Genomic DNA, 12,871 nt, shown 5'->3' on the forward strand with positions numbered 1-12,871 from the left:
AGCATGCATAGATGGACTCCGGAACCTTAATTCTCTATTATCTATTCTTAATTACCATTCTTCTATCTCCGAACCCCTATCCTTCACCCTCTATCTTCTATTACGCCTTCCTCTGTATAAGCTAATTTATACAATATCGCCGCTAACACTTGCATTCCGGCGGCCAGCTCTTCCGGCGGTGTATATTCATCAGGAGCATGACTGATGCCTCCACGGCTCGGCACGAAGATCATCGCTGCCGGGCAAAGCGGCGCAAACAGCTGGGCATCATGCCCGGCCCCGCTGACCATTCTCAGGTATGTCTTGCCCTGCTCCAGACAGACTTGCTCCAGTGCAGCACACAGCTCCTTATCCATCGGAGCCGGAGTTGTCATTAGCACAGGCTGTATCTCCAGCTTCAAGCCGCGCCTTGCGGCAATTGCAGCGAATTCCTCCAGCACCTGCGGGCAATAGCGTTCCAGTATCCCGGCATCGCTATGCCGGATATCCAGCGTAAATTGCACCTCTCCCGGAATCACATTCGGTGTACCCGGATACACCTCAAGCCGGCCCGTTGTCGCTACCAGCGGGTCCCCTTCCTCCGCAGCGGAACGTTCCAGGGCGAGCAGCATTTCTGCACTGCCGGCCAGAGCATCCCGTCTAAGTCCCATGGGCGTAGTCCCCGCATGATTGGCTGTTCCGGAGACTGTAACGCGGTACCTCCGCTGGCCGGCGATCGCCTGCACCACACCGATCTGCCGGGCAGAGCGTTCCAGCACGATCCCTTGTTCAATATGCAGCTCCAAATAAGCAGCAATATCACTGCGGAGCGGGCGGGAAATAGTTACTGCAGCAGAACCTGCTGGGCCAGTAACCGCCGAACCCGTATCTACTGAACCTGTACCCGCCGCTCCAGCACCATCCGCCCCGGCATCATCATAGTCTTTCCCGCCCGCTGCTGCGGTCTCAGCCGAGACTCCGGCTGACGCAGCCTCTCCGCCCAGACCGCAAGCCTTCATCGCCGCTCCGAGCGTTACGCCTTCGGCATCAGCAATATCCTCACGGCTGCTGCCGTCATAGAGCCCGGTAACATTCCCCGAACCCCAGAAGGTCAGCGGAAACCGGCTGCCCTCCTCCTCACTGAAGGATACTACCTCTAAGCTGCGCAGCGGCCGGCCGAAGGTCTGCTGCAGATAATGCAGCACGGTGACCGCTGCCGCGATCCCATAGGCGCCGTCATACCGTCCGCCGTTCACTACAGTATCAATATGCGAGCCGGTCAGGATAACTTGTTCTGCCGCAGCAGCCCCCGAACCGGACAACCGGCCGTATATATTGCCAACCCGGTCCTGCCTGACCTCCAGTCCAAGCGACTTCATTCTCTGCTGCAAAAAAAGCTGAGCCCCGCACCATTCCGGAGTGTACAGCAGCCGGGTAACCCCAGGACCCGGGACACTGAAGGCCGCCAGTTCATCCAGCAGCTTCAGCAGCTCACCGGCGGGAACATTATGAACCGGCGGCTTCATAGCACCGGCCCGGCAGATCCGCCGGGCCGGATCCATTCCCCGCTGCTGCCGTCAACAAGCCCTTCAGCGGCAGTATACACTACCTTGCCGCGGCAGATTGTCGCCTGTACCCGGCAGGACAAGGTCATCCCCGCATAGGGGCTGTGCTTATGCCGGTACAGCAGATCCTCCGCCTGCAGCGTATAGGCAGCATGCGGATCGAGCAGCACAAGATCGGCGTCCATCCCTTCTGCAATGGAGCCTTTGCGGTGCTCCAGCCCGAACCGCCGGGCCGGCAGCGCCGACAGCAGGGCGGACATCTGCGTAACCGGAAGGCCGCGCTTCTGCACCCCTTCATGGAACATCAGCTCAAGGCTGCTCTGCGCACCGGAAATCCCGCCCCAGGCCTCGAAGAAGGACAGCCCCGGGGCCAGCTTCAAGTCCGCCGGACAAGGGGAATGATCTGAAGCTATGAGATCCACCCGGCCTGCTGCCAGCGCAGCCCACAGCCGGTCCTGTTCTTCGCGGCTGCGCAGCGGCGGAGCACATTTCGCCAGCGGCCCCAGCTCCTCCAGATCCTCCTCATTCAGCACCAGATAATGCGGGCAGGTCTCTGCCGTCACATCCAGCCCCCGCTCCTTAGCCTCATGAATCAGCTCCAAGGCGGCGGCGGTGCTGATATGCACGAAGTGCAGCCGGCAGCCGGTGCGCTCACTGTACAGCAGTGCCCGGGCCACCGCCTCAAGCTCCGCTTCAGGCGGCCGGGAAGCGGCGAAATCGCGCGCACCGCTGCGTCCTTCGCGGACAGCGGCTGCCCCAAGAGCCGCTGTCACCGCCTCACTCTCCGCATGCAAAGCCAGGATCCCCCCGGCAGCAGCGATGCGGACCATGCCCTGATAGAGGGTGTCGTCATCCACCTCACGGAACCGGCCCTCACCTTCACCGCCGGGATTCGAGATAAATGCCTTAAACCCGGCAACTCCCGCTGATGCCAGCTCCTCCAGCTCCTCCAGATTGCCGGGGACCAGCCCGCCCCACAGCATATAATCTACTGCCGAGTTGCCTGCCGCAGCTTCCGCCTTCAAGCGGAGCGCCGCCAGATTCACCGTCGGAGGATTGCCGTTAAGCGGCATATCCGCATAGCAGGTGCAGCCTCCGGCAGCCAGGGAGGCCGAGCCGCTGCGGAAGCCTTCCCAATGGCCAAAGGCCGGCTCATTGAAATGAACATGCATGTCAATCATTCCGGGCAGCACATATTGTCCGGCTGCATCAATGACCCTGCTCCCGCGTGAACTGCCAAGCGCTTCGCCGAGCATGGCAATTTTGCCGTGCTTCACGCCGATATCCAGCTTACGGACTTCCCCGGGAAGTACAACATCCCCGTTCCTGATAATGAGCTCATAGAATTCCTTCATGACAGGTCCACCTCCGTCTGTATATAGATGTGCCTAGCTGCCGCGGTAGGTGCTGTAACCTCCGGGTGCAACCAGCAGCGGTACATGATAATGTTCTGCCGGGTCCAGAATGCTGAAGCGGATCGGGATATGCTCAAGGAACAACCCCCCGGCCCGATTTGCCGCTGCTGTCACAGCTGCCGCCTCACCTGCAGCACTCCGGCACTCTCTGAAATAATCGCCGGCCATGAACAGCAGCTCATAGGTGCCGGCCAGCAGCTCTTCTCCAGCCAGCAGCGGAGCATCCAGCCTGCCGTCACTGTTCGTAACCGCCTCGCGCAGCAGCACAGGCGCCCCGCCGCCTAACCTCCACAGCTGAAGCGGCATACCGGCAGCAGGTTTTCCTTGCGCCAGGTCCAGTACATGCGTAGTCAGCCGCCCGCTCATAGCTCTTTGAGACATAGATTCGCTTGTTCCTTCTTGAGGCAGGCTCCCGCTCTGCCCGCTTTGAGGCCTCTGCTCTATCCCGGCCATGAATAACACCTCCTGCTGAGTAGTCTGAATTGTGCAACACAGCCCCCTCTATTCCACATTCAGCAGATCATCCAGCCTGAAGCGGGTAATCCGGCTGATTTCCCGCAGCGCCTGCTCCAGCTCCTCCTGCACAGAACGGTGAACCCGCTCAGCGATGGAGCTTATAATATCTTCTTTATTTTTGCCGCGCACAGCCAGGATGAACGGGAACCCGAATTTCTCAGTATAGGCCTTGTTCAGCTCCGTCAGCTGCGCGAATTCCTCCGGTGTCAGCCGGGTAAGGCCCGCCCCCTGCTGCTCCGCTGCCGACAGCGGACTGACCTCAAGCCTGGTTGCCAGATCAGGATGGGCCCGCAGCAGCCCAAGTATCTGCTCACCTTCCGCATTCCGCGCTGTATCCACCATGGAGTCATGCAGCTGCTGCACCGATACAAACGGCTGCTGCCCGTAAGTCCCTTCCGCTACCCAGGGTGAGTGCTCAAAAATCCCGCCCAGGCTCTCCACAAACTCCGTCCGTTCCATAACGTTAATCTGCTCCAGTGTTAATCTATCCGCCGGTACAGGCATTGGCCCTCCTCCATTCATCTAAATTTGCATAATTCAAATTCAAGCATTATCAAGAGTAAAAAAAGCCCATTCCCGCATTCAAGCCATCTACCTTGCCGCCAGCACCCGAAGTGCCGGATGCTTAGTGATTAAAGATGTCCGAACTGCATGAAATGGACCATTAGGACCTGTTGCTTTCATTGAGCTATAGCTATCCAATCCTCTATTTATTGCCTATAACAATGCTTATACGGTATCCCGCGGTTCAGAACCGCTGTTCCCGCACATATGGCGTTCCGAGAGATTCCGGTGTGCCGGAAGGCTTGTTGCGGTTGCGGTAACCGAGATACATCAGGACGAGAATCGTTACAACATAAGGAATCATTTTGAGGAAATAGGACGGCACTACACTGCCCAGCAGCTGAATGCGGAAGCCCAGTGAATCAAGCGCTCCGAAGAAGTAGGCACAGAAGAGTGCCCGCAGCGGATTCCATCGGGCGAAAATAACGAGCCCCACAGCGATCCAGCCCCGTCCGGCGGTAAGGCCCTCATTCCAGGTCGGCGCATAGGCCAGCACCATATCTGCACCAGCGAGCCCGATGAGTGCGGCTCCGGCGGTAACGTAGCTGTAACGGATCAGCTGGACCCGGATACCCATAACATCCGCAGTAGCCGGATTGTCCCCGACTGCCCGCAGATGCAGGCCCCATGAAGTATGGTGAATCAGCAGATGCAGCACAAGAACGAGCAGCAGGCTGAACCAGGTCAGATAATCCATCCGGCCGAAAATATCCCCGATCACCGGCACCGATTTCAGCGCTCCCAGATCCAGCTTGGGTGAAACCCCCGGCAGCGGAATTCCGCTGATTGACTTGCCGAGATAAGCGCTCAGCCCGCTGCCGAACAAAGTCATCGCCAGTCCCGACATCGTCTGGTTCGCCCGGAGCGTGACACATAAGAAGGAATGCACCATACCCAGAAGCGCGGTAATGACCACGGCGGAGAGCAGAGCAAGGATAAGATTCTCGCTGCGGATATAGACGATACATGTAGTCACCGCCCCCATCAGCATCAGCCCTTCCGCACCAAGCTGGATAATCCCGGCCCGTTCGGTCAGAATGCCTCCGAGTGTAGCCAGGAGCAGCGGGGTTCCGGCGGATATGGCTGCTATTAATAACTGTGTAGTGAAATCCATGGGTAAGCTCCCTTCTCTAAAAGCATGCTGTTATGCATTCCGGCGGACACGGAAACGGTGGATCATGTCGCCGGCAATCAGGAAGAACAGGATAGCACCCTGTAGCATTTCCGAGATAGACGAAGGCAGTCCGATGGTCTGTACACTGTAGCCGCCGACGATCAGTCCGCCGAACAGAACCGAAGTAACAATGAGGCCCAGCGGATTCAGCTTAGCCAGCCAGGCAACGATAATTGCCGTGTAGCCGTACCCCGGCGATATCCCCTGCATCAGCTTATGCGTAACCCCTGACACCTCAGCCATACCCGCAATCCCGGCAAGACCGCCGCTGATCAGCATGACGATGATGATGTGCTTCCTGATATGAATCCCGGCATAGCGGGCTGCTGTAGGATTAGCACCAATCAGGCGCAGCTCATACCCCCAGCGGGTGAATTTAATCATCAGATAATAGATAAGAACAGCCACCAGGCCAAATATCAGGCCGATATGCAGCCGTGTGCTTCCCAGTACAGGCAGCGACTGTGCGGCGGTGAACATCGGCGAGCCCGGGAAGTTGAAGCCCTTCGGGTCCTTCCATGGACCGAATACCACATAATCAAGCGCAAGCAGCGCCACATAGTTAAGCATCAGCGAGGTAATCAGCTCATTGACCCCGAAATGCGTCCGCGGAACAGCCGTCATGAGGCCCCAGAGCGCTCCGGCAGCGGTGCCGAAGACCAGCATCAGCGTAATGGACCAGAATGAAGGCAGGTCGGGAAAATAAATCGTTACCGCTGTAGCCGCCATGGCCCCTACAGTCAATTGGCCCTCTGCACCGATATTCCAGACGGAGATCCGGTAAGCCACCGCAATACCAAGTCCGCAGAGCAGCAGCGGTATGGCTTTGACCATCGTTTCTGTGAAGCCGTAGGAGGTCCCGAAGGCGCCGCGGAACATTTTCTCATAGACGACCAGCGGGCTCATGCCGTTGGCTGCAATGAACACCGCGCAGAGGAGCAAGGCCAGTATTACTGATAAAATAGGCGTCCACCAGGGTGAACGGGTACGGCTTGAATCATATTCCAGCCTGAGGGAGTACCACTTCCCGCCTTTATCCGGCAGGGGCTTCAGCACTGCAGTCTCACTTCCGGTATTCGAACTCATACGGCGCTTCCCTCCATCTCCCGGATTCCGGCCATCATCAGGCCGATTTGCTCCCGGTCTGCATGCTCATGATCGCTTTCACCTATAATTGAACCGTTATATATGACCAGAATCCGGTCGGATAACTGCAGCAGCTCATCCAGATCCTCAGAGATCAGCAGTACGCCGCTGCCGGAGCCCCGCAGCTCCATCAGCAGCTCATGAACACCTGCCGTCGCTCCTACATCCAGCCCCTGGGTCGGATGAACGGCAACCATCAGCTTCGGCTGATGACTGACCTCACGGGCGAAGAGCAGCTTCTGCTGATTCCCGCCGGACATTTGCTGCACGGGGGTATCCAGCTCCGGTGTCTTGACGTTGAAGCGGCGGACCAGCTCCTGTGACCAGGAGCGGTTCTTCGCGGCCTTCAGGAAGCCGAATTTGGAATGCTCTTCACTGCGGTAGGATTTGAACAGCAGGTTATCAACTGAACCCAGGCGCCCGGCCAGGCCGCTCTTCATCCGGTTCTCCGGCACATGCGAGATCCCTGAGTCAATCGCGCCTCTTACCGAGGCTGTTTTCACCGGGCTGCCGTCGAAGATGATTTCACCCGTCTTCCAGGTCCGAAGGCCCGTTAATACCTCCGCCAGCTCCTTCTGCCCGTTACCGGCCACCCCGGCGACACCTACAATCTCCCCTTCACGCACCGTGAGCGACAGGCCATCCAGCGCCTTGCGCCCGTGGTCGGCAGCCACATCCAGCTGCTTCACGATAAGCAGCGGCTCCCCGGCTGTCTCCTCCCGGTCCTGGCGGGTGATCGTAACCTCTCTGCCCACCATCAGCCGGGCAAGCTCCAGCTCATCCGTCGCTGCCGTGTCCAGAGTAGCAATCATCTTTCCTTTGCGCATGACAGAAATCCGGTCCGAGGAGGCCATGACTTCCTTCATTTTATGCGTGGTCATGATGACCGTCTTGCCCGCCTGCTTCATCACCTGCAGCGTTTCAAACAGCTGCTCGGCTTCACCCGGCGTAAGCACTGAGGTCGGCTCATCGAGAATGATAATATCCGCACCGCGGTATAGCGTTTTGACAATTTCAACACGCTGCTGCTCCCCGACGGACAGCTGCCAGATCGGCCGGTCCACAGGGAATTTCAGGCCGAACTTTTCGCCGAGCGCCTCAATTTCCTCGTACTTGTTCCTGATCCACCTGCTGCCACGCCAGAAAGACGACTTTTCGCCAAGCACGATGTTCTCCGCTGCCGTGAGGCTTTGCACCAGTCTGAAGTTTTGGAATACCATGCCTACCCCGAGGAGTGCCGCATCTTTCGGAGAACGGATTCTGGCTGCTTTGCCATGAATGAGAATTTCACCCGCATCCGCCCGGTACACACCTGAGAGCATACTCATGACTGTGCTTTTCCCTGCTCCGTTCTCACCTAGCAGCGCATGAATTTCACCCGCATTTGCCGAAAAATCGACTTGATCGCTGGCCGTTACAGAACCGAACTTCTTCACTATCCCGCGCATTTCAACCGAATGGTCCTGCATTGTGGGACGCTCCTTCCTGATAGTTATAGTATAAGTGGGGAAGGCTCCGACAACCGGAACCCGCCCCACCCATAAGCCGTGCTGTATTAGATTACATTGCCGCTGTTATTGCGGAATGGTACCTTCTACACCTTTTACCAGCCAATTCATGCCAAGCACTTCTTCAAGCGTCAGCTTCTGGCCGTCTTGAACCACCAAATTGCCCTTGTTATCAGAGATGGGGCCAGTGAATACATCCAGCTCGCCGCTGATAATCTTGGCTTTGGCATCTTCCACCAGCTGCTTCACATCATCCGGAACCTTATTGCCGAACGGTGCCAGTTCAACCATGCCGTCTGCCATATCACCGGAGTATTGCTCACTCTTCCAGGTGCCGTCCATAACGGACTGGACAGCCTTCACGTAATAAGGACCCCAATTCCATACAGGGTTAGTCAAGTAGTTGTCTGGAGCGTATTTGCTCATATCGGAGTCATTCCCCCCGGCATAAGCGCCGCGTTCTGCAGCCGCCTGCAGGGTAGCCGGTGAATCCTGATAGGCCAGGAGGACATCTGCACCTTTGTCGAGCAGGCTGATCGCTGCCTGGCGTTCAGTCGCAGGGTCATACCAGGTGTTGGTCCAGACCACATCCACTTTGATGTCAGGGTTTACACTTTGTGCTCCCAGGGTAAAGGCGTTAAGGTTATAGATGACTTCGCTGATCGGGAAGGCTCCGACATAACCCAGGTGATTCTTGGTCGTCATTTTGCCTGCCGCAATTCCGGACAGGTAACTCGCCTGATAGTTTTTACCGAAATAAGTGCCCATGTTCTCAGCTGTTTTGTAACCGGAGGCATGCAGGAATTTAACATTAGGGAATTTGCCTGCTACGTTCAAAGTAAAGTCCATGTATCCGAAGCTTGTCGTGAACACAATGTCATGATTTTGGGCAAGCTCAGTGATAATACGTTCAGCATCGGCGCTTTCCGGTACGTTCTCTACGAAGTCCGCTTTGATGCCGAGCTGCTCTTCCATGTACAGGCGGCCCTGATCATGCTGATACGTATACCCGCCGTCACCCGGAGGGCCAATATAGACAAAAGCAACCTTCGGCTTCTCCGCCGCCGGCTCTGTTGTCGCTGCCGCATCGGTCGCTGCTGCCGTATTCGTTGCCGCCGGCGCCTCTGTTGCCGCCGCATTTGTGTTAGACGCCGTATTGTTGTTGCCGCACCCTGTCAGAACCACCGCTAACAGGAACATCGAGACCAAACTGAATTTAAATCCCTGACCCCTTTTTTTCATAATTCTCCTCCTCCAGGATATCTCTTTTAATAGCTAAGCCATTAATTTATATATACTATACTGAGACATGGCAGTTACGTAAATTTATATAACATAGCTTTGTGCCAATCCATAAGAAGTTTCAATGTTTTTGTGCTTTATGCACTAGGATAGCTTGAATTAAGCTTAAAATATGTGATATTCTCTAACACTCACTCGCGCTCCAGCATTTTACGGAACAGGAATACCAGCTTCAGCCTCATGAGGTCATCAATTTTGCGGAAATCCACATCCAGCAGCTCGCTGAGCTTCTCAATCCGGTACGTGGCAGTATTGCGGTGAATAAACAGCTTCTTCGCGGTTTCATTCACATGTCCGTCATTGTCCAGATAAACTTCCAGCGTATGGAGCATTTCCTTGACGTATTCCGGTTCCCGGCTAAGCAGGCCGCGCAGGCTGCCGTTACAGTACCTCTCCATCGTCTCTGACGGAATCCGGTTCAGCAGCAGACTCAGCTCCAGCTGGCGGTAGTGCACCACATTTCCGGGGGAGCCCCAATGCTGGGCCATTCCCATACATTCCTTAATCTCGGCAAAAGCTTCCTTCAGCCCTTCCGGCTTCGCCTTCACCCCGCTGATTGCCGCCCTCGGATAGTAACCTTTATCGAAATTCAGCTTGTGAAAGCATTCTGTAATCAGCTCCCGGAAGCGCTCCGGGGTATGAGGGCTCCCTGGATACAGCGACAGCAGTCCCTCATCCATCATGAGATGGATGGCCCCCAGCCCATGCAGCTCCGGATGCTCTATATATTCCTCTTTGAGGCGAAGCAGTTCCCCCTGCCTTGTCTCTCCTGCAGCAGCCACATCTGTCAGCAGGAGCTGAAACGGTGCCTGCAGCAGCGTAACCTCCAGCTTCCGGGCAGCCTGGGACAATTCATTGCTGGACATTCCGTCATTCAGGCAGCGGCGCAGCAGTGCGCTGAACTCCCGGTGTCCGGCCTGCTCGAAATAATCCTCAAATCCGGCATGAATATGATAAGAAACCAGTTCGGCTCCCTGAATGAACAGGCTCTCTTCCACCGGCAGAAGCAGGGAGTCAACTGCACAATACAGCAGATAGCCTGAGCATTTCCCGCCATGCAGCAGCGGAATCCGGTAACCGGTGCCCTGACCGGTCCGGAAGCGCTGATTACGGTGCTGCCAGGGCCAGCCCTCCAGAAGCTCCGCTTCGGAATGCCCTGAATTATTGAAGACCGCAGCTCCCCGGGCATTAATGACTGCCAGCTTATAGCCGATGATCTCTGATACTGACTCAAGCAGCGGACGGCTTCGCCCGCTGCGCAGGGCAAGACGCATCAGTTTGCGCTGCTTCTCCATAATGCTCTGCAGCATAGTCGTACTCCGCGACAGCTTCGCACGGAACAAGCCGTTCATCTGATCGGAGAAGGTAAACTGGAACGGCAGCTCAATCAGCGGGAAATTTAAAGTCTCCGCTTCGGCAATCAGCGTCTCCGGCACAGTCTCCCAGAAACGGCCCAGCTTAATGCCAAGCCCGGCAGACCCGCGGCGGTTCAGCGTGTGCAGAAGTGCCGAGGCATCCTCCAGACTGTCTTTGATCAAATAAGCTGTCGTCAGCAGCATTTCCCCTTCTTTGATCCAGTCCGAGATATCCGGGGCATCCATCACATTGATCGATTTGACAATCCTGTGCTTTCCCTTGGAGCCTGCAATAAGCTTGGCTTCGGATAAAGGATAAATGGACAACGCTTCTTCTACCGTAAGATGCATGACCACCCCTCCTTTGATAACTTCATTCTTTCAAACTCGAACCATATGTTACTTTATGTAACATTATAGATAAAATGACCCTTGTTGGGAAGATGTGATTGAAAAAAACACACCATATATGTCAGGTAATATCACGCTATTCACAGAATTTTAACGAATACACTCTCCACAGGAAAATAAACGATCAATGTCAATTATGTAAATCTTTAGCCGAAAGATTTGATATAATAAAAAAATGGAAAAAGCCCCGGTTCCCTGATTATAGGGAACGGAGCTTGCTGCATTCAGGCTTTTAGAAATTCGCAGAGTACGACAAGTTGAAATTGCTGATATTATAGCTCTTTCCATGCACTGTGCCGGAGCCGTTTCGGATGGCTGTACGCCGTGCGATAGGATCAGAACCTGTCACACCCTTCAATACCGAATACAACCGCTGATTATCCGGATAACGTCCCGTTTCTCCCGTCTGAAGCCACAGCCGTTCATTCGCGGCAATCTCAGCCACAATACTGCTTTCATTCTGGAAACTCCAGGACTGAACCGCATGGTCAAACAAAAAGGCAAGGCCCTGAGTGCTGATAATGCCAAATTTGGTTGCATACGATAAGGCTCTGTCAATGTAAGATTGCGCATGAGTTTTCTGAAGAGCCTGGTTTGCACTTTTCGCGCCCATATTCTCAAATAAACCCTTCCATTCCGTAACAACCTGGCCTCCGCTGGAAATACTGCCTCCCCATGCGATCTGCTCGGCTTTCGTTTTATTCAGGACAACATTTTTCAGCGTTGCAGCTTTGCTGGCACCGAACACACTATTAAACTCCGCTTCATTGTTGGTAATGTACTCTTTCAATAGAGGGGCCAGCGACCCTTGTCCGAAATTGAATTGAATGATGCCGAAGGAAATGCCCTGGTTGTCGAAATTGCCGGTTACTGTTGAATACCCCTTATCCCCTTCAAAAAAACCTGTATGTGTGAGCAGTCTGTCTCTCACCGTGTTTGTAATTGCCATCTCAATCTCTCCTTTTTCTTATGGAATACTATATAAAGTGAAAAAAGAGAGAAAGAAAACAACCTCTATCAAAAAATAAGGAGAGAATCCCATGATCAAAAGGAAACTGGCACCGTTTCTTATTCTTTTGCTGTGTGCGGCAGGTATTGCGGCCGTTCTGATCCGCTTTCAGGATGCTCCGGCGGCGGACGTGGTAACTGCAACTTCTGAGCCCGCCCCATCCGGCCAAATCCCTGATGTCTTGACCATCCACGACCAGAATGGCAATCCTATCAATTTGGATACCGGAGATATCCCTATGTACAAGCAATATCTGGAATCACAGGAGGACATCCTCACTGAAATCCGCCGGACCCAGCTTGAAACACTTAATCTGTCCGCACAGGAACGTTATCTCTTGCTGAAATACAATTGCGGGAACAAGCAATGCTCGACCATTCTGTTGAAGAATACGGATTCCAAGAGCACCAGCATCAGTTTAGCCAATGGGATCTATCAAGACTTCAAGCTTTCACCCGGGCAAGACCGGATATTATTGCGTTATGCGTATAATGAAGGCGACTCAGTAGTCCGCCATATTCTGATTGCTGTTGATCTGCCGTCGATGAAAATCCTCTCTTATGCCTCAGGTGAATTAGCCAAAGAATACATGTATGCACCAAAATGGCCCATTGTGAGCTACCGTTGGGATAACAATCAGCAGTTTCAAATTGAAACGCCGGATCTTGATTCCTCCGCGTTTGAAGCTCTGCAGGAATGGAATCATTCCGGCACACAAGCAACCAAAAGGGCCGAGGTCTCACTGAACCCCAACGACCGCCTGGATGCTTATACCGTGCCTCAATAAAGCTTGCACCTTATGCATGCCCCAACGAAAAGGAGCAATTGTATCAGATGCAGTAGAATCCTTTTCTGAACGGCCGAAATAGCCATTCAATTGTATTTCGTACAATAGTTTTCAGGCCAATTTAACCGTTATTTGTTGCA

At 54.6% G+C, this 12,871-nt stretch carries 11 protein-coding genes; 1 reads left to right on the plus strand and 10 read right to left on the minus strand.

The features are described from left to right. Nucleotides 1-83: 83 nt before the first annotated feature. From LOS79_RS17680 to LOS79_RS17725, 10 genes are all read right to left on the minus strand, one after another. A complete protein-coding gene (locus tag LOS79_RS17680; protein ID WP_315411380.1) occupies nt 84-1,541 on the minus strand; it encodes a Zn-dependent hydrolase in 1,458 nt (485 codons plus the stop codon). Continuing rightward, on the minus strand, nt 1,502-2,899 hold the full coding sequence (locus LOS79_RS17685; RefSeq protein WP_315411381.1) for an allantoinase: 1,398 nt from the start codon (nt 2,897-2,899) through the stop codon (nt 1,502-1,504). Before LOS79_RS17685 ends, LOS79_RS17680 begins: the two co-directional genes overlap by 40 nt. Nucleotides 2,900-2,932: 33 nt before the next feature. Next, nucleotides 2,933-3,325, minus strand: coding sequence for a hydroxyisourate hydrolase (uraH, locus tag LOS79_RS17690; protein ID WP_315422303.1), 393 nt, complete (start codon nt 3,323-3,325; stop codon nt 2,933-2,935). A gap of 135 nt (nt 3,326-3,460) precedes the next feature. Continuing rightward, the gene (gene uraD, locus LOS79_RS17695) at nt 3,461-3,979 is read right to left on the minus strand and encodes a 2-oxo-4-hydroxy-4-carboxy-5-ureidoimidazoline decarboxylase (protein WP_315411382.1); all 519 of its coding nucleotides are present in this window, start codon (nt 3,977-3,979) and stop codon (nt 3,461-3,463) included. A gap of 244 nt (nt 3,980-4,223) precedes the next feature. Beyond that, entirely contained in the window at nt 4,224-5,153 is a 930-nt protein-coding gene (locus LOS79_RS17700) for an ABC transporter permease (RefSeq protein ID WP_315411383.1), read from the minus strand. A gap of 30 nt (nt 5,154-5,183) precedes the next feature. Continuing rightward, nucleotides 5,184-6,299: an ABC transporter permease gene (locus tag LOS79_RS17705; RefSeq protein ID WP_315411384.1), complete on the minus strand. Its 1,116-nt coding sequence runs from the start codon at nt 6,297-6,299 to the stop codon at nt 5,184-5,186. Continuing rightward, nucleotides 6,296-7,828: an ABC transporter ATP-binding protein gene (locus tag LOS79_RS17710; RefSeq protein ID WP_315411385.1), complete on the minus strand. Its 1,533-nt coding sequence runs from the start codon at nt 7,826-7,828 to the stop codon at nt 6,296-6,298. Before LOS79_RS17710 ends, LOS79_RS17705 begins: the two co-directional genes overlap by 4 nt. A 105-nt stretch (nt 7,829-7,933) precedes the next feature. Continuing rightward, on the minus strand, nt 7,934-9,109 hold the full coding sequence (locus LOS79_RS17715) for a BMP family ABC transporter substrate-binding protein (RefSeq protein ID WP_315411386.1): 1,176 nt from the start codon (nt 9,107-9,109) through the stop codon (nt 7,934-7,936). A gap of 191 nt (nt 9,110-9,300) precedes the next feature. Next, nucleotides 9,301-10,875, minus strand: coding sequence for a PucR family transcriptional regulator (locus LOS79_RS17720; RefSeq protein WP_315411387.1), 1,575 nt, complete (start codon nt 10,873-10,875; stop codon nt 9,301-9,303). Between the two features lie 292 nt (nt 10,876-11,167). Further along, a complete protein-coding gene (locus tag LOS79_RS17725; RefSeq protein WP_315411388.1) occupies nt 11,168-11,884 on the minus strand; it encodes a lysozyme family protein in 717 nt (238 codons plus the stop codon). Between the two features lie 91 nt (nt 11,885-11,975). Here LOS79_RS17725 and LOS79_RS17730 point away from each other — a divergent pair, with 91 nt between their 5' ends. Then, complete coding sequence (locus LOS79_RS17730) at nt 11,976-12,731, plus strand: hypothetical protein (protein ID WP_315411389.1); 756 nt, start codon at nt 11,976-11,978, stop codon at nt 12,729-12,731. The last annotated feature ends 140 nt before the right edge of the window (nt 12,732-12,871 follow it).

Origin of the sequence: Paenibacillus sp. MMS20-IR301 (assembly GCF_032302195.1) — a bacterium.
Classification (GTDB): Bacteria; Bacillota; Bacilli; order Paenibacillales; family Paenibacillaceae; genus Paenibacillus_AQ.